This window comes from Anaerovibrio lipolyticus, assembly GCF_021531495.1.
In the GTDB taxonomy this organism is placed as follows: Bacteria; Bacillota; Negativicutes; order Selenomonadales; family Selenomonadaceae; genus Anaerovibrio.
Window position 1 is genome coordinate 1 of the sequence record NZ_JADYTY010000013.1, and the last position, 17,532, is coordinate 17,532.

The following is a 17,532-nucleotide window of genomic DNA, read 5'->3' on the forward strand; positions in this document are numbered from 1 at the left end:
TTAATAGGGGATAGTTTTGCACATCAATATAGCGCGAGCGTGCCTGTAAGGGTATATGCCATGCCTACAGAAATCGTATATGTATGCCATTGCTAAGATTAGCATTTAGCTCGATAAATCAAAATTTTGCAAAAGAAAAAAATAAATTGTTGACTCTTGTTTACTAGTGTGGTATATTCTTTTACATAAAAAGCGTGCACGGGAACGCAAAGCAGAAATGCCAAAGTCAGGGTAAACTGCTAATGCCAAAGCAAAAATGCTAAAGTCGGGGGACAGCCTAATTCACGCTTTAATTTTTGGGTTAGTAGAGGAGAGGAACAATGAGATATTTAATCGGCATTGATATTGGTACATCAGCTACCAAGACAGTTTTATTCAATGAAAAATGTGAAGTAGTAGCATCTGCATCTCAGGAATATCCACTTTATCAGCCACAAAATGGCTGGGCTGAGCAGGAGCCTACAGATTGGGCCAACGCTGTAGAAGCCACCATCAAAAAGATTATGATCGAATCCGGTGTAGCCAAGGAGGATGTAAAAGGCATTGGTCTCTCTGGTCAGATGCATGGTTTGGTTATGCTGGATAAAGACAATACGGTTATCAGGCCATCTATTATCTGGTGTGACCAGCGTACTGGCAAGGAATGTCAGGAAATAACTACAAAGGTTGGTGCTCAGCGTCTGATTGAGATTACAGCTAACCCTGCCCTGACAGGTTTTACAGCTTCCAAGATTCTGTGGGTAAGAAACCACGAGGCAGAAAATTATCGCCGTTGCCGTCACATCCTGTTGCCAAAGGATTATATTCGTTTCTGCATGACCGGGGAATATGCTACAGAGGTATCAGATGCCAGCGGTATGCAGCTTCTCGATGTACCAAATCGTTGCTGGTCTCAGGAGATTCTGGACAAGCTGGAAATTGATGCAGATCTGCTGCCTAAGGTATATGAATCTCCAGAAGTTACCGGTACAATAACTTCCGAATTTGCTGCTAAAACCGGCTTGGCTGTTGGCACTGTAGTGGTAGGTGGTGCAGGAGATAATGCTGCTGCTGCTGTAGGTACTGGTATTGTGGAAGATGGCAGGGCCTTTACCACCATTGGTACGAGCGGTGTAGTTTTTGCTCATACCAGTGAGCCACGGATTGATCCAAAGGGCAGAGTTCACACTTTCTGCTGTGCTGTACCTGGTTGTTGGCACGTTATGGGGGTTACTCAGGCAGCCGGTCTTTCCCTGAAATGGTTTAGAGATAACCTAGCCGAATTTTATAAGGAAGAGGCTGAGAAACAGGGTGTAGATTCCTATGATTTAATCAATCAGGACGTGGAGAATGTACCTATTGGCAGCCGTCGTTTGCTTTATCTGCCATATTTAATGGGAGAGCGTACTCCACATCTTAATCCGAATTGCCGAGGCGTCTTCTTTGGTTTGTCTGCTATTCATACCAAAGCAGATATGCTGAGAGCAGTTATGGAGGGTGTAAGTTATTCGCTGTCTGACTGTTTGGATATATTGAGAGAAATGCAGGTGGACGTAAGCGAAATGATGGCCTGTGGCGGTGGTGGCAAGAGCAAAATCTGGCGCCAGATGCTGGCAGATATGTACGGCTGTGAGGTTAAGACCATTAAAGCTCAGGAGGGGCCAGCCTTGGGGGTAGCTATTCTGGCTGGTGTAGGAGCTGGTATCTTTAACGATGTTCAGAGTGCCTGCCGTCAGTTTATTGCTCAGGAAACCTATTGTCAGCCAGAGCCAGCTAGCAAGGCATATTATGAAAAGGGCCATGCCCTGTACAAGAAGTTGTATGTACAGCTTAAGGACTGCTATGAGGAGTTAGCTCAGCTGTAAGTTGTAGTAAGTGTGTATTTTTTAGAGGGGTTAATAAAATGAGAGAAAATGTTAATGCTGCAGCAGAAAAGCGTGCTGCTAGAGTAAGGATGTTTATCAGAAAACGCCGTAAAACCCCTGGCTTTAGACATGGGGATATAAGGCGTGTCCACCTAATTTGCGTAAGCAATTGACGGTGGACAAAAAAATGCTAGTGATTTTTCTTGCTGTTCGATTGTATGTTTTCTGTAAATATGATAAAATATACACACAAACATAATTTCTGAAAGAGGTGAGAAAATGAAGTACGCAAAGGGTTTCAAGTTTAGAATATATCCAAATGCAGAGCAACAAAAATTCATAAATCAGACATTGGGATGTGCGCGCTTTGTGTATAATCATTTTCTTGCTGTCAGACGAGATAGCTGGCAGGAAAAGCGTGAGTCTGTAACCTATGTAAAGTCAAGCCGTTTGCTGACAGAACTTAAATGCCATCCAGACTTCGTATGGTTGAAATCTGTTGACAGTATGGCTTTGCAGGAAGCCCTGAGAAATTTGGACAGAGCATTTCAGAATTTCTTTAAAAAGCAGTCTGGCTATCCAAAATTCAAGTCTAAGCACAGCTACAATCAGTCCTATCGTACCAGAAACCAGTCAGGGGTTATCCGTATCATTGATGGCAATATCAAGCTCCCCAGAATCGGCATAGTGAAAACCAAGCTATCAAGAGAATTTGAGGGGCGCATCCTAAATGCCACAGTCAGCCGTACCGCATCGGGAAAATACTTTGTTTCATTGTGCGTAGAGATGGATATTGAGTTGTTGCTGGGCAGGAATAATGGTCAACAGATTGGCATTGATGTTGGTATAAAAGACTTCTGTTCCGATGACCAAGGAAATACTGTAGCCAATCCACGTATTTTGAAAGGAATGGAGAAAAAGCTAAAATGTCTGCATAGAAGCCTGTCAAGAAAGGCCAAGGGCAGTAATAACCGCAACAAGGCTAGAATCAAGGTGGCCAGATTACAAGAAAGGATAGCCAATATCCGCAAAGATTTCCTGCATAAGGAATCAACTAAGCTTGTAAGGGAAAATCAGCTGATTGCAGTAGAAAACCTAAAGATTAAGAATATGTTGAGAAATCACAAATTGGCCAAGGCCATATCTGATGTAAGCTGGGCTGAGTTTTTCCGTATGCTGGAATACAAGGCCAAGTTCTATGGCTGTGATGTGGTGAAGGTGGATACTTTCTATCCGTCAAGCCAGACCTGTTCCTGCTGTGGCTATCAGAATAAGGCTACAAAGAATCTTGGTATTCGTAAATGGACTTGTCCACAGTGCAATACCCAGCATGACAGGGATGTAAACGCCGCTAGGAATATTTTAAGAAAAGCCTTGGAAATGCAGAAATCAGCATAAGCTAAAGAATAAAATACCGTGGGACACACGGAAATCTACGCTTGGGGAGAGTGTGTAAGACATATATGCCACGGCCTATATGCAGTGCTCAAGGAACCAAGAACCCCCTGCCTTTAGGCATGGGGAGTGTCAAATGATGAAAGGGGTATTTTTATGGTAACAATGCAAAAAATTGCCGAGCTGTGCGGTGTTTCTCGTGGTACAGTAGATAGAGTAATGCATGGCAGGGGCAGGGTTAGCACCGAAACCGCTGCTCATATCATGCAGATTGCCAAGGAGCTGGGCTATGAGCCAAATCCCGCTGGCAAGGCGCTGGCAGCCCGCAAAAAACAGTCTCATGTGGCGGTTATTTTACCTTCTGAGGGAAATCCCTTTTTTGATGAGGTAATCAGAGGGCTGCAGACCTCTGCTGAATTTTATAGCAGCTATGGGTTAAAGATGGAGCTATACACCATGAAGGGATATAATGCCAAAATTCAGCTTGATATACTAAATAGGGTTAGCCAAAGTGTAGAGGCCTTAATTATTAATCCTATTGATGATGAGTCTATTCGAGAGGCCTTGGATAAATTGGTGGATGAGGGAAAATTCATAGTTACGGTGAATAATGATGCCTCTACTACCAAAAGACATTGCTATGTAGGGGCTGATTATGAGAATAGTGGTATTACAGCCTGTGCTTTGCTGGCGGCTTTGACTAAGGCCAGGGCAAATGTTGGTATTGTGCTGGGAGATAGACAGGTATTAGGCCATTGCAAACGATTGGAAGGGTTTTGCCAACGCATGGATTCATTGCCTGATTTTCATGTGGCCGCAGTGGTGGAAAATGAGGATGATGATATTTGTTCCTACGATAGAACCAAGGCTATGCTGGCAGAGAATCCCAATATTACAGCCCTTTATCTGGCTGCTGGCGGTGTATACGGAGCCTGCCGTGCTGTTATGGAATTGCCAGTGGCCAAAAGGCCAATGGTCATAGCCGTAGATAGCGTACCCACCACTGTAGAAATGATGAAAAATGGCATTATTACAGCTGTTATCTATCAGCATCCATATCGTCAGGGCAGAAGAGCTATGGAGGTGGCCTTTGAATATCTGATTAATGGCCGTCAGCCTCGATATGATGAATATCTGGTAAAGAATGAAATCAAATTATTGGAAAATTTATAATTTAAGGTATAAAAATAGGACTTCCGCCTTTTGGTGGAAGTCCTTATTATTATAATTCCTTTACCCAGCCACGGAAGGCACGGATAATATTGCCAGCAGGCATAGCATCTAACTGTTCATCAGTCAGGTCTGCTGGAATCATAGGAGCCAAGGTGGCAGCAGCAGCTAAAAATTCCTCCAGAGTCATATCGCCTAGAAGTGGCTGTACAACCTCAAATGCCTCCTGTGGGCTTTTGGCAGCAGAAAGCTTCTGAAGCATTTCTGGATTCTGCATAATGGCGGCACCAATCTGCATAAATTTCTCAGGTATCATTCGATCACATTCCTTCAAAAGTATTTTTTCAATATATAGAAATATTATAGCAAATTTGTCACTGTTTGAAAATCCTCGGCCTATATTTTTCCGCAAAGTTTATTAAGATAGGAAAAATGGTTAAAAAAGTAAAACAAAATAAAAACTTGAGGTATTATCCGGAGAAATGATGTATAATATTCGGTAGTGTATTATTTTATATTGAAATTAAAAGGAGAACCATATGACTGAGAATTTGGAAAAGCTGTTAAAGGCTATTACCCACAAGCATGTTTATATACAGACGCATAATTTTCCAGATCCAGATGCCATTGCTTCGGCCTATGGACTTCAGCAGTTGTTGAAATATTTTGATGTGAAGGCTACGGTTTGTTATCAGGGCGCCATAGAGAGATTTAACACTAATTATATTATAGATAAGCTAAATATAAAGTTCAGTAAGCTGGTGGATATAAATGAGGCTTTGCAGGGGGATGACGAGGTTATTCTAGTGGATGCCCAGAAATTCAACGGCAATATTGAGGATATTACCGGGGAGGAAATAGCTAGTATAGATCATCATCCTATCTTTATTCCGGCAGAATACCGCTTTGCAGATATTCGGCCAGAGGTAGGAGCTTGTGCTTCCATGATTGCCAGTTATTTTTTTGATAATGATGTGCCTATGGACAATAAAACAGCCTTGGCATTAGCCTTTGGCATTCGCAGTGATACGGCTAAGCTTTCCAGAGGTGTCAGCCAACTGGATATGGATATGCTGAATAAGCTTTTCCCTCTTTGTGATAAGGATGTTATTTATTATTTGGAAAATTCTGAGCTGGAGTTTTCGGATTTGCAGGCTTACGCCAAGGCTACTGAAAGTATTCAGCTTTATGATGGCAATGTAGCCTTTGCCTTTGCCGGAGAGAATTGCCAGGAGGCTTTGGTGGCTTCGGTGTCAGATTTTATTCTGAGTCTGCGGGAGGTTTCTTTCTGTGTGGTATATTCCCGGAAGAATAAGGGTTTGAAGTACTCCGTTCGCTCTATTAATGGATTGGATGCTGGGCGGATAACAGCCAAGTCCTTGGCGGGGCTTGGTTCTGGTGGAGGACATCAGATTATGGCAGGAGGATTTGTGCCTTTTACTGGGACAGATAGCCAGTTTCAGACCTTGGTAGAAACCATTAGGGAAAATTTCCTACAGGAAGTTAGATTGGCTAAAGAAAATAAAAATCTCTAAAGTAATTCAAAACAATTTGTGTTTTTGTTGCTAAAAAAAGGAAATAAATATATAATGAGATAAAGCGAGCGTGAATGCAATACAGTTTCTTTATAGGAGGTTAGAGATGATGAAGTTACAGATTCCTTACAACAAAATCCAAATGAATATTGAAATTCCAGATGCTAATTTTCAGGGAGTGTTGGAGAGCCATCCAGCTGATTGCGTTATGGAGGGGACAGAGCAGGAAATTGTGGAACGGGCACTGGATAATGCCATAGGTAGTCCATCTCTGGAGGAGCTGGCCAAAGATAAGAAAAATGTGGTTATTATTTCTAGTGATCATACTAGACCTGTACCTAGTCATGTTACCATGCCTATATTGTTGAGAAGACTACGGGAAGCCAATCCGGATATAGATATTACCATTCTTATTGCTACAGGTTTTCATCGTGCTACTACCCATGAGGAGTTGGTACAGAAATACGGTGAGAAAATAGTTAATGAGGAGAAAATCGTGGTGCATGATTCTCAGGATGATGCAGCTATGGCAGATTTGGGCAAGCTGCCTTCCGGTGGAGCTTTGAAGATTAACAAATTGGCAGTGGAAGCAGATTTACTGATTGCTGAGGGCTTTATAGAATCACATTTTTTTGCAGGCTTCTCAGGGGGACGGAAGAGCGTATTGCCAGGTATTGCTTCTGCCACTACGGTAATGGCCAATCATTGCAGTGAATTTATTGCCAGTCCTTATGCCAGAACTGGTATTTTGAAGAATAATCCTATTCACAAGGATATGCTTTATGCGGCTCAGCAGGCAGGTTTGGCCTTTATTTTGAATGTGGTTATTAATGCAGAGAAGAAGGTTATTGCTGCTTTTGCAGGGGATAGCGAGAAGGCACATCTTACGGGATGTGAATATGTTTTGAAGATGGCAGAGGTTAAGGCCCAGCCAGCGGATATTGTGGTTACTACCAATGGAGGTTACCCTCTGGATCAGAATATCTATCAGTCCGTTAAGGGAATGACAGCTGCTGAGGCTAATTGCAAGAAAGACGGCGTTATTATTATGGTTTCTGCTTGCAATGATGGCCATGGTGGACAGTCTTTCTATGAAAATTTGCGAGATGTAGAAAGTCCTCGTGCCTTGCTGGATCGCATAGCCAAAGTGCCACGGAATGAGACTATTCCGGATCAGTGGGAAATGCAGATTCTGGCTAGAATTTTGGATAAATTCACAGTTATTATGGTAACGGATATGTGCAGTCCTGAGATGATAAAGGAAATGCATATGGAGCATGCCTATACCTTTGAGGATGCTTTGCAGCGTGCCTTTGAATTGAAAGGCAAGGATGCAGGGGTAGTGGTGATTCCTGACGGTGTTTCTGTGATTGTGAGACAATAGGTTTATATGCTGCTTTGTGATTCAAGTAGAAAATAAAAACATATAGCTAAAAATCCATAAAAAGTATCAAAATCTGGGAGGGTAGTATTCCTAAAATTTTGATACTTTTTTTGTTGCTAAAATCCTTTAAAATTTTATTTAATTAGCAGGATTTTTTTATTTATTGTTGAATATAAAATTATAGCATAAAAATTTGGGCTTTTAGGATGATTTATTGTATAATGTAATTTGTACGGAATGTACAACAATCTGTATAGGATGGAAATATAGAAAATAGATAGGGGATGAGTGTGTGGCAGAACCTATGGTGGAAGTGTTTATCTACGAAACCAGACAATTTTTGGAGCAGCTGGAGCAAATATCTTTGGCTAGTGAAGAAAATGGTGGTTTCAGTGTAGATGATGTAAATGAGATTTTTCGTGCAATGCACACCATAAAGGGATCGGCAGCCATGATGATGTTTGATGAGGTGTCAACCTTGGCACACTCAGTAGAGGATATATTCTACTACATCAGAGAGCTGCATCCGCAAAAGGTGGATGCAACTGCTATTACGGATATTGTGCTGAATGCAGTAGATTTTATCCGTATTGAAATGGACAAGCTGGATGGCGGGGCTCAGCCTGATGCCAGCAGCCAGGAGCTAAGGGAGTATACGAAGAATTTCCTGCGGGAAATGAAAATTGCTAACGGCGATGATCCAGATGTGGATTTGCGCAAGGTGAAAAATGCCGGACAGCAGAAGCCAAAGCCAAAACAGTATTACATTGGTGCGGCTAAACAGCCTGAGCCTGACAAGGGGACCAATGCTGATGGTAGTCCAGGAGAGGGTGTTCATATTTTTGCAGCTACCGTGTTTTTTCAGGATGGCTGTGAAATGGAAGAAGTCCGGGCTTTTGGTGTGTTGAACAACTTAAAGGATAAGGTTATAGAGATACATAATCTGCCAGAAAAAATTCTGGAGGATGATACAGCAGCAGATACGATAAAATCTCTAGGTTTCCGGTTGTTCTTTACCACTAAGCTGAATTATGAGCAGATAGAAAAGGAATTGGATCAGACCATCTTCTTGGAGAAGCTGGAGCTGAAAGAACTGAATAGCATAGCGGAGTGCGAATATTGGCCAAGTCCTGAGACAGTGTCTATTAATGCTCTAGAGAATACAGATCCTATCAAGCCGAAATTGCCAACTTCTTCTGAAAATGAAGCACAAGAGGAGGCCGATAACGCTAATCCGCCTGCTTCCATATTGCCAGGCCAGACCTCTGGGCCAGCACCTATGCCATCCCAGGGCAGCAACAAGCCAGTACATCATGGGGAAGGCAGTCAGATGATTAGCGTTCGGGTGGACAAGCTGGATAGGCTGATGGATTTGGTTGGCGAGCTGGTTATTGCTGAGGCTATGGTGGTACAGAATCCAGATTTGGCAGGCCTTGAACTGGATAATTTCCAAAAGGCAGCCCGCCAGTTGCACAAGATAAATGGAGAGCTGCAGGATAGTGTTATGTCTCTCCGCATGGTGCCTTTGGATGGTACATTCAAGAAGATGAACCGCATTGTCCGGGATATGACCAAGAAGCTGGGGAAAAAGGCCAGATTGGTATTGGTTGGTCAGGATACTGAGGTTGATAAAAATATTAATGAGCATATTTCTGATCCATTGATGCATATTGTCCGCAATTCCATTGACCACGGTATTGAAATGCCAGAGGTGCGTAAGGAAGCTGGCAAAAACGAAATGGGTACTGTTGTGCTGTCAGCTGAAAATGCTGGCGGCGAGGTTGTTATCAAAATCAAGGATGATGGCGGCGGCCTGAACAAGGAAAAGATTTTGGATAGAGCCAGAAAGAATGGTCTTTTGACTAGACCAGAGGAGGAATATACAGATGGGGAGATTTATTCCTTTATCTTTGCTCCTGGCTTCTCTACCAAGGAAAAGGTAACAGAGTTCTCAGGTCGTGGTGTTGGCATGGATGTGGTGGTTTCCAATATTAAGGCCTTGGGAGGCCATGTATTGGTGGATAGCAACCCAGGTCAGGGCAGTTTAACTACCATTCGGATTCCTTTAACCTTGGCGATTATTGATGGTATGTCTGTTACTGTAGGCCAGTCCAGCTTTACCATACCTATTAGTAGTATCAGCCGCTCCTTTAGGCCTGCTCCAGGACAGATTTTTAGAGATCCAGAGGGACAGGAAATGATTATGGTACAGGAGAAGTGCTGTCCTGTGGTTCGCCTTAATGAGCTGTACAATATTGAAGATGCCGTTACAGAGCCTACAGAGGGTGTTGTCATGCTTTTGGAGGCAGGAGATAGAACCTTTGGGGTTTTGGCAGACCGTTTGCTGGGAGTACAGGAAATTGTGGTTAAGCCTGTGCCGGCCTATATTAGCAAAGTAATGAATACAACAGGCATTAGTGGCTGCACCTTGTTGGGAGATGGCAGTATCAGTTTGATATTAGATCCTCAAAGGCTGCACCACATGATTTATTCCTAAATGTTGGGAAGGAGGAATTTTTGTGGAGGATGAGAAGAATATTCTGGAAGAGGAGGACACGCTTAAGGATAAATACCTGACTTTTACATTAGGGGATGAGGTTTATGGTATTGACATTAGTGTGGTGATAGAAATCATTGGCATTCAGAAGATTACCAGCGTGCCAGAGGTGCCAGAGTATGTAAAGGGAATTATCAATCTGCGAGGCAAGATTATCCCCGTGGTGGATATGCGGCTGAGATTCCGCCGCCAGTTCCGGGAATATACAGATAGAACCTGTATTGTGGTCGTGGAAATCCATGATGTGCTTATTGGCCTTATTGTAGATGGAGTGGCTGAGGTATTGGACATTCGGGAACAGGATGTAGTACCACCTCCAGATTTAAAGGCATCTCAGAATAAATATATTCGGGGAATCGGCAAGCTGGCTTCCAATGTGGTTATGCTGCTGGATTGGGAAAAGCTGTTTTCTGGTGAGGACGAAGAAATCTTGGGAAATACAGCCGGTGAGTATGAGGATGCAGCCACAGAAAATGAAGCACAGGCTTAAGGCGAGGTAAAAATTGCCTCTTATACGGTTGACAGGGAGGTCAGCTGAAATAATGTGGATTGAGGGGGATATATAACATGATGTTTTTTAAGAATATGAAAATCGGCACTAAGTTAATGGTTTTTATGGTCATTCTGGAGTTCTTGATAGCTGGTATTGCTTATTATGGTATATCTGTGGTTAAGGAAAATGATACTACCTATGAGGCAATTATGGCTGATGATGTTATGGCTAGCTGTAATGCTTATGAAATGGGGATGCATTTCAATGATGCCAGAGTAAATATGCTGTTGGGATTGAATGCACAGGACCCAGCCAAGATGCAGATGTTTACTGCTGCTATGGAAAAGGATTTGGATAATACAGAGGAAAATCTAAAGAAGCTGCAGGAATCTGCTCGTAGTGACTCTGCTAAGGCTATGATTGCCAATGTTACCAATAACTATAATGTTTTCCGTCAGGAGACTGTGGCAGCCTTGAAGGCAAAGCAGGCAGGACAGGTGCAGAGCCCAGAGGCTCAGGCAGCAGCTTCTGCCAAGTTTGCCAAGCTGGAGGGAGATATAGCCAACCAGTTAGAGGAAATAGCAGATATGGGGTATTCCTCAGCGCAGAGCCGGGATAAGGCTGCTACTGAGGAGATGAACTCCGATGTGCGAAATATTATACTGATTACTCTCTTTTTGCTGGTAGTATCCTCTGCAGCAGGGTTCCTGTTTAATCAGGATGTAAAGAAGCGTTTAAGTCAGCTGGGCCAGTCTGCAGATAGAATTGCTGAAGGTGATTTGGTCACTGAGGTTGTTACCAGTACCGGTGACGAGTTGGGAGATGTAGCTGCCAGCTTTGAGATTATGCGTCAGCGTGTGCATAAGGTACTGTTAGAGATTAATCAGGGAGCAGATCAGGTAGCTGCAGGTGCTCGTAACGTATCCGATGCCAGCGTGGCTCTTTCTCAGGGTGCTTCTCAGCAGGCTGCTTCTGTAGAGCAGTTGTCTGCTTCCATTGCGGAGATTGCTTCTCAGACTGCCAGCAATGCTCAGAATGCTGAAAAGGCAAATGATTTGACTGTAGGCACCAAGGAGAAGGCTCAGCTGGGCAATGAGGATATGCAGGAAATGCTTTCTGCTATGGAGGAGATTAATGCTTCCTCTGCTAATATTTCCAAGATTATCAAGGTTATTGATGAAATTGCCTTCCAGACCAATATTTTGGCCTTGAATGCCGCTGTAGAGGCTGCCCGTGCTGGCCAGCATGGTAAGGGCTTTGCTGTAGTGGCTGAGGAGGTTCGTAATCTGGCCGCCCGTAGTGCCAAGGCTGCCAAGGAAACTACTGATATGATTGAAGGCTCTATGGAAAAGGTAGAGACTGGCCGGGAGATTGCTCACAAGACTGCCGAGGCGCTGAATGCTATTGTGGGGGATGTATCCTCTGTAGCTGATATTGTAGCTAATATTGCCAAGGCTTCCAATGAGCAGAAGCTGGCCTTGGAGCAGATTAATCAGGGTGTACAGCAGGTATCTCAGGTTGTCCAGGCTAATTCCTCTACTTCTGAGGAGGCAGCTACTGCTAGCCAGCATCTGAACCAGCAGGCAGATATTATGAGAGCCAGTGTAGGTAAATTCCGTCTGTCCAACAGCGGAGGCAGCTTCTATGGTGGCAATGGAGGCTACGCTATTCAGAAGCCGGATTTGACCAGTGCAGGCAGACAGCCGGCTGTTGTGCCTGCCAAGCCAGGCGTAAAGCCAAGAACCATTGCCCTGACTGACGATGAGGGCTTTGGTAAGTATTAAAGCTTTTTACCAAGGGACTAAATAGGAGTGGTTGATATATGCAGGAAGCTTTATTCCAACAGTATGCTCAGGTGGTACAGGATAATTTTGGTATTCAGCTGCCTATAGAAAAAAAGGCTTTGTTGGAGTCAAGGTTGTTCAAGCTATTGAACAATCATATAAATGAAGCCGGGTTTGCTGACGAAACAGATTTCCTGCATTATGTTAGGGAGGATGCCTCCGGCACAGCCATGAATCTGCTGGCGGAGGCTATCACTACCCATCATACCTTCTTTATGAGGGAAGCGGATCATTTTAATTTCTATAGCAAGCAGGTGTTGCCATATCTGGCTTCCACCATAAAGGATGGAGATGTCCGGACCTGGTGTGCAGCCTGCTCCAGCGGAGAGGAATCCTATACTTTGGCTATGATTATGTCAGAATTCTTTGCTTTGCAGGGACCTCAGTGGGATACCACTCTCTTGGCTACAGATTTATCTCAGGAAATATTGGATACAGCCCGTAGAGGGATTTATACAGACGAGGCTGTGAGGGGACTGCCACCTCAGTGGAAGGGGCAGTTCTTTCACAAGCTTGCTACTGGAGATTGGCAGGTTTCGCAAAATCTGCAACAGCAGGTGCTGTATCGCAGATTTAATCTTATGAATCCGGTTTTTCCTTTTAAAAAGCCTTTTCATGTAATATTTTGTCGCAATGTAATGATATATTTTGATACCGAGACTCGTGATTCCCTGGTGCGGAAATTTTATGACTTCCTGGAACCGGGAGGTTTTCTGTTTGTGGGACACTCCGAGGTAATTGACAGACAGTCGGCTCCTTTTGAGTATGTGATGCCGTCAGTTTATCGAAAGAAGTGAGCCCAATATGGAAGCAATAAAAATTTTGATAGTGGATGATTCCTTGTTGTTCAGGGAGGTTGTGGCAAGAGGTTTGAAAAGCCGTTTGCCTGTGGGAACCCAGGTAGAGAAAGCTGGGGATCCTTTTGCTGCCAGAGATAAGATACTTTCCTTTGATCCAGATGTAATGGTTCTGGATGTGGAAATGCCTAATATGAATGGTATTGAGTTTTTGCGGCGTTTGATAGTTCAATATAATTTACCTACAGTGGTATCTAGCTCGCGACCTGTCTACAAATCCTTGGCTATGGAGGCAGGAGCCTTTTCATTTCTGGAAAAGCCTTCTACAACCTTGGGCAGTGGTTCTTATTTGGATGGTTTGGCTGCTGAGGTAAAGATGGCTAAGGAATATGGAGATTTGTCAGCTGACCAGGTTAGACAAAGGAAAATAGAAAGCCAGATGGATATGGCTCAGGTGGAGGAGCTGGTGCGGCAGGCAGATGCCTGTAACAAGCCCAAGGTTGACTATGCTATCCTGGAGTATGGTGAAGAAAATCCTCATGTTAGACCTACATCAAAGCAGATTCCTGTTGTAGAGGTTAAGGGAAAAACCAGTGCTAAGATAGATTTGATAGCTATTGGTGCTTCCACAGGTGGAACAGAAGCTCTGGCTAAGGTACTGAAGGAATTGGTACCACCTCTGCCACCTATTGTTATTGTACAGCATATACCTCCTATGTTTTCGAAGTTATTTGCCGATAGATTGCATAATGAATGTCATATTTCTGTTAAGGAAGCCCAAAATGGTGATAAATTGGAGCCTAATTGGGCCTATGTAGCTCCAGGGGATAAACAGATGAAGGTGAAGAACTTTGGTGGCAATATGCAGCTGGATGTGAATCATGGGCCTAAGGTTAATGGACATTGTCCTTCTGTAGATGTGCTTTTTGATTCCGTGGCAGATCAGATAGGCAACAATGCTCTGGGGGTTATCCTTACAGGTATGGGAGCAGATGGAGCCAATGGCTTGTTGAAAATGCGGCAGCAAGGGGCTGCTACTATAGGGCAGGATGAGGCCAGCTGTGTGGTTTATGGTATGCCTCGGGCGGCCTACGAAAAGGGAGCTGTGGAAAGACAGCTGCCTTTGTCAGGCATTGCGTCTATGATTACTACAGTTGCGCATGGGCAGGGGAGGCGTTAGTGTGGAAAACTCGGCGGTTCAGACGGAGGATATTTCCTTTGATCAACTGGAAGGCATTATGGGAAATTTGGCAGATGGCTTTGTGTTGACAGATAAGGACAGCAGAGTTGTCTATATGAATAAGTCAGCAGAGGATATCTTCGAATTTCACTTTCAGCCGGATAATCCTGTTCTTTTTAAACAGATAGGCAAATTGATGAATCTGGAAACCCAGGAAAGCTTTTTTTGCCCTGTGACTAGAGCTATTAAGGAAGATAAAACGGTAGGTCTTAGTAAAAATATTGGTCTTATGCATCAGGATGAGCCGGTATTTCTATCTGCTACCTGCTCTCCCCGTCATAACAAAAAGGGGGAGGTTATAGGCTGCAGTGCAGTATTTAGAGATATTTCCAAGCTGCGGGGGATTGCTCATAAGGTGGAAAGTGACCAATATTATATGCGGTCTGTTTTTGAGGCAGCCAAAATAGGTATTTGCAGTCTTAACATTCGAGGCGAGATTGTGGAGGTAAACGAATCTGCCCTGGAGATATTGGGAGGCACCTATAAGGAGGTTATTGGCAGACAGTTCGGTGATGTATTTCAATGCGTTAATTGTATGCCCTATGGCTGCGGCAAGGGGGATAAGTGCAAATTCTGCATTATTCGCAATAATATTGAAGCTGCGGTGTTGGACGATAGTTTTTCCTCAGAGTATGTGGCTGCGGTTATTACCAAGGCTTCCGAAGAGCCGGTGTGGCTGCAGTTTTTTCTGACTCAGGTATGGAAGGAAAATGAGAAGCAGATTGTGCTTACCATGATTGACATATCCCGCCGCAAGCAGAGGGAAAAGGAGCTTATGGAGGCTCGCCGTATGGCAGAGGAGGCCAGTAATACCAAAACCCAGTTTTTGGCTAATATGAGCCATGAAATACGGACTCCTATTAATGGTATGACTGGCATGATTAATCTCACCCTGCGGACAGGACTGAATCCTGAGCAGCGGGAAAATCTTCAGGCGGCGAAGCAATGCTCTGAGGATTTGCTAAAAATCATTAACGATATTTTGGATTATGCCAAGCTGGAAAATGGCAAAATGACCATAGAGCATATAGACTTGGATTTACATGGCCTTTTGCATCGAGTGGCTGCTGTCCATGCTAATTTGGCTGAGGGCAAGGGCTTGAGGTTTATGGGGCCTGATTGTACGAATTTGCCACATTATATAAAGGGAGATCCTTTGCGGTTGAGACAGATTCTTCACAATCTTTTAACCAATGCCATTAAGTTTACCAGTGCAGGCACTATTACCTTGGGCTGTACCATTGCCAGACGAGGTATTAGGACTATGCTGGAATTTTATGTGGAGGATACTGGTATCGGCATGTCCAGAGAGGAGCAGGAAAGACTGTTCAAACCATTTAGCCAGGTGGATGGATCCACCACCAGAAAATTTGGGGGCACTGGTTTGGGACTGACTATTGTCAAGGAATTGGTAACAGCCATGTATGGAGAAATCCATGTAATGTCCAGTCCAGGCGTAGGCAGCAGATTTACCTTTGTTATACCGTTGAAAGAAGCGGAAAAGGCAGATATGGAGCTGAAGGATCAATCTGTTTTCCTGAATCCCTATATGAATGATATTAAGGCAGAGGCTTTGCCTCCGGAATTGGAAAAATTAGAAAGCTCTGAGAAAATGGAAAAATCTGTAAGCTTAGGGCCAGATGATGATATAATGGATTTACTTAAGTACTGTGAGGATAAGCTCAACAGCTAGGAGGATGAAGAATGAGAATTTTGATAGCCGAGGATGATCGTATTAGCCGCAGCTTTTTGCAAAAGTTCATGCAGTCCTATGGTGAAGTGGATATAGCTGTAGATGGCATGGAAGCTGTAGATTTGTATATGGATTCCATTAAGCAGAATAATCGTTATGATTTACTGTGCCTGGATATTATGATGCCAAAGGTGGATGGTCTGAAGGTTTTGAAGGTAATTCGTCAGTTGGAGAAGCAGCATGGCATATCCCAAGAGAACCATTTAAAGATTATTATGATGACCGCTTTGGCTGATGTGGGCTATGTGGATGAGGCTTTCCGTCAGGGCTGTGATGCATATGCTTCCAAGCCAGTTGATACAGACAAGGTGGAAGAGGTAATGAGAAATCTAGGTCTGATAGAGGAAAAACAGGGTTAACAGGAAAGATGGGTTGAAAAATGAGAATTGTACCTGTAGAGCTGGGAAAGAACAGCTATGATATATATATTGGTAATGGGTTGGAGCAGCAGATAAGGGATTTTTGTCAGCAGGCATGTTTTTCTGGCAAGGGATTGATTGTTACAGATACCAACGTGGGGCCTATTTATGGACAATGGCTGCAGGATTTGCTGCAGCAGGCAGGCCTGCAGGTGGAAGTATATGAGGTTCCAGCTGGTGAAAGCTCCAAATCCATGCAGATGGCAGAGAAGCTGTTTACCAAATGTATTGAAACAGGTATGGATAGAAAATCTCCTGTTTTTGCCTTGGGTGGCGGTGTAGTAGGTGATTTGGCTGGCTTTGTGGCAGCTTCCTATATGCGAGGAGTCCCTTTTGTACAGGTGCCTACCAGTCTATTGGCTCAGGTGGATTCCAGTGTAGGCGGCAAGGTGGCTGTAAATCATCCTTTGGGTAAAAACCTTATTGGAGCCTTTTATCAGCCCAAGGCTGTATTCATGGATTTGAATACGCTGCAAACCTTGCCTAAGCGGGAAATTTATACCGGCCTGGGAGAGATTATTAAATATGGCATTATTTATGATGCCCGGTTCTTCCAGTATTTAGAGGATAATATAGAGCAGGTTGCCAGCCTTGCCAATGAGGCTGCCGCTCATATGACAGCCCGTTCCTGCGAAATCAAGGCGGATGTGGTTAGTCAGGATGAAAAGGAGCTGGGACTGCGGGCCATTTTGAATTTTGGCCATACTGCTGCTCATGCCATTGAGAAGAATACAGGCTATACTAAGTATAACCACGGGGAGGCTGTGGCTATTGGCATGGTATGTGCAGCCTATATCAGCAAGGCTTTGGGAATGATAGACCAGAGTGTGGTGGATAGAGTTATCAGCTTGATTCTCAAACTACATTTGCCTATAAAGGCTCAAGGCTGCACTGTGGAGGATTTGTATAGGGATATTTTCCATGATAAGAAAACCGTAGGGGGCAAGGTAAAGTGGATTTTGATGGAGTCCATTGGCCAGGTTTGCGGTAACAGCAATGTACCGGAAGAGATTGTCAAGGGAGCCATGCAAAAGATTGTTTAATTAAGCTGCAGCCTATGCATAATGTGTTTAATTTTACAAAAAACTTACTTTACAAGTC

Annotated in this window: 15 protein-coding genes; 14 read left to right on the forward strand and 1 reads right to left on the reverse strand. The window is 43.8% G+C overall.

Annotation, left to right across the window (positions count from 1 at the left end):
* Positions 1-320: 320 nt before the first annotated feature.
* The 4 genes from xylB (at position 321) to I6E26_RS06065 (ending at position 4,412) form a co-directional block, all read left to right on the forward strand.
* Entirely contained in the window at positions 321-1,844 is a 1,524-nt protein-coding gene (gene xylB / locus I6E26_RS06055; RefSeq protein ID WP_235320956.1) for a xylulokinase, read from the forward strand.
* A gap of 38 nt (positions 1,845-1,882) precedes the next feature.
* Positions 1,883-2,017 (forward strand): hypothetical protein, encoded by a 135-nt coding sequence (locus tag I6E26_RS11220; protein ID WP_268824821.1) that lies wholly within the window; start codon positions 1,883-1,885, stop codon positions 2,015-2,017.
* 106 nt (positions 2,018-2,123) lie between these two features.
* Entirely contained in the window at positions 2,124-3,242 is a 1,119-nt protein-coding gene (gene tnpB / locus I6E26_RS06060) for an IS200/IS605 family element RNA-guided endonuclease TnpB (RefSeq protein ID WP_235320957.1), read from the forward strand.
* A gap of 153 nt (positions 3,243-3,395) precedes the next feature.
* Positions 3,396-4,412 carry a LacI family DNA-binding transcriptional regulator gene (locus I6E26_RS06065; protein WP_235320958.1) on the forward strand — a complete coding sequence of 339 codons (1,017 nt, stop codon included), beginning with the start codon at positions 3,396-3,398 and terminating at the stop codon, positions 4,410-4,412.
* A gap of 49 nt (positions 4,413-4,461) precedes the next feature.
* On the opposite strand, the gene I6E26_RS06070 is transcribed toward I6E26_RS06065, so the two are convergent.
* A complete protein-coding gene (locus tag I6E26_RS06070) occupies positions 4,462-4,725 on the reverse strand; it encodes a hypothetical protein (RefSeq protein WP_235320959.1) in 264 nt (87 codons plus the stop codon).
* A 223-nt stretch (positions 4,726-4,948) separates the two neighbouring features.
* On the opposite strand from I6E26_RS06070, the gene I6E26_RS06075 reads away from it, so the two are divergent.
* The 10 genes from I6E26_RS06075 (at position 4,949) to aroB (ending at position 17,474) form a co-directional block, all read left to right on the forward strand.
* Positions 4,949-5,944, forward strand: coding sequence for a DHH family phosphoesterase (locus tag I6E26_RS06075; protein ID WP_235320960.1), 996 nt, complete (start codon positions 4,949-4,951; stop codon positions 5,942-5,944).
* Positions 5,945-6,050: 106 nt separating this feature from the next.
* Entirely contained in the window at positions 6,051-7,328 is a 1,278-nt protein-coding gene (gene larA / locus I6E26_RS06080) for a nickel-dependent lactate racemase (RefSeq protein WP_419179909.1), read from the forward strand.
* Positions 7,329-7,620: 292 nt separating this feature from the next.
* Positions 7,621-9,825, forward strand: coding sequence for a chemotaxis protein CheW (locus I6E26_RS06085; RefSeq protein ID WP_235320961.1), 2,205 nt, complete (start codon positions 7,621-7,623; stop codon positions 9,823-9,825).
* 22 nt (positions 9,826-9,847) lie between these two features.
* Positions 9,848-10,375: a chemotaxis protein CheW gene (locus I6E26_RS06090; RefSeq protein WP_235320962.1), complete on the forward strand. Its 528-nt coding sequence runs from the start codon at positions 9,848-9,850 to the stop codon at positions 10,373-10,375.
* 77 nt (positions 10,376-10,452) lie between these two features.
* On the forward strand, positions 10,453-12,162 hold the full coding sequence (locus I6E26_RS06095) for a methyl-accepting chemotaxis protein (RefSeq protein WP_235320963.1): 1,710 nt from the start codon (positions 10,453-10,455) through the stop codon (positions 12,160-12,162).
* 38 nt (positions 12,163-12,200) lie between these two features.
* A complete protein-coding gene (locus tag I6E26_RS06100; protein ID WP_235320964.1) occupies positions 12,201-13,019 on the forward strand; it encodes a CheR family methyltransferase in 819 nt (272 codons plus the stop codon).
* A gap of 7 nt (positions 13,020-13,026) precedes the next feature.
* Positions 13,027-14,199, forward strand: coding sequence for a chemotaxis-specific protein-glutamate methyltransferase CheB (cheB, locus tag I6E26_RS06105; protein ID WP_235320965.1), 1,173 nt, complete (start codon positions 13,027-13,029; stop codon positions 14,197-14,199).
* Between the two features lies 1 nt (position 14,200).
* A complete protein-coding gene (locus I6E26_RS06110) occupies positions 14,201-15,952 on the forward strand; it encodes a PAS domain-containing sensor histidine kinase (RefSeq protein ID WP_235320966.1) in 1,752 nt (583 codons plus the stop codon).
* Between the two features lie 11 nt (positions 15,953-15,963).
* Positions 15,964-16,371 (forward strand): response regulator, encoded by a 408-nt coding sequence (locus I6E26_RS06115; RefSeq protein ID WP_235320967.1) that lies wholly within the window; start codon positions 15,964-15,966, stop codon positions 16,369-16,371.
* A gap of 20 nt (positions 16,372-16,391) precedes the next feature.
* Positions 16,392-17,474, forward strand: coding sequence for a 3-dehydroquinate synthase (aroB, locus tag I6E26_RS06120; RefSeq protein WP_235320968.1), 1,083 nt, complete (start codon positions 16,392-16,394; stop codon positions 17,472-17,474).
* The last annotated feature ends 58 nt before the right edge of the window (positions 17,475-17,532 follow it).

What these genes read in the sequence shown, in the direction of transcription:
- I6E26_RS06095 (WP_235320963.1), top strand. Translation starts at nt 10,453, where the DNA reads ATGATGTTTTTTAAGAATATGAAAATCGGCACTAAGTTAATGGTTTTT.
- I6E26_RS06100 (WP_235320964.1), top strand. Translation starts at nt 12,201, where the DNA reads ATGCAGGAAGCTTTATTCCAACAGTATGCTCAGGTGGTACAGGATAAT.
- cheB (WP_235320965.1), top strand. Translation starts at nt 13,027, where the DNA reads ATGGAAGCAATAAAAATTTTGATAGTGGATGATTCCTTGTTGTTCAGG.
- I6E26_RS06075 (WP_235320960.1), top strand. Translation starts at nt 4,949, where the DNA reads ATGACTGAGAATTTGGAAAAGCTGTTAAAGGCTATTACCCACAAGCAT.
- aroB (WP_235320968.1), top strand. Translation starts at nt 16,392, where the DNA reads ATGAGAATTGTACCTGTAGAGCTGGGAAAGAACAGCTATGATATATAT.
- I6E26_RS06115 (WP_235320967.1), top strand. Translation starts at nt 15,964, where the DNA reads ATGAGAATTTTGATAGCCGAGGATGATCGTATTAGCCGCAGCTTTTTG.
- I6E26_RS06065 (WP_235320958.1), top strand. Translation starts at nt 3,396, where the DNA reads ATGGTAACAATGCAAAAAATTGCCGAGCTGTGCGGTGTTTCTCGTGGT.
- I6E26_RS11220 (WP_268824821.1), top strand. Translation starts at nt 1,883, where the DNA reads ATGAGAGAAAATGTTAATGCTGCAGCAGAAAAGCGTGCTGCTAGAGTA.
- I6E26_RS06070 (WP_235320959.1), bottom strand. Translation starts at nt 4,725, where the DNA reads ATGATACCTGAGAAATTTATGCAGATTGGTGCCGCCATTATGCAGAAT.
- larA (WP_419179909.1), top strand. Translation starts at nt 6,051, where the DNA reads ATGATGAAGTTACAGATTCCTTACAACAAAATCCAAATGAATATTGAA.
- tnpB (WP_235320957.1), top strand. Translation starts at nt 2,124, where the DNA reads ATGAAGTACGCAAAGGGTTTCAAGTTTAGAATATATCCAAATGCAGAG.
- xylB (WP_235320956.1), top strand. Translation starts at nt 321, where the DNA reads ATGAGATATTTAATCGGCATTGATATTGGTACATCAGCTACCAAGACA.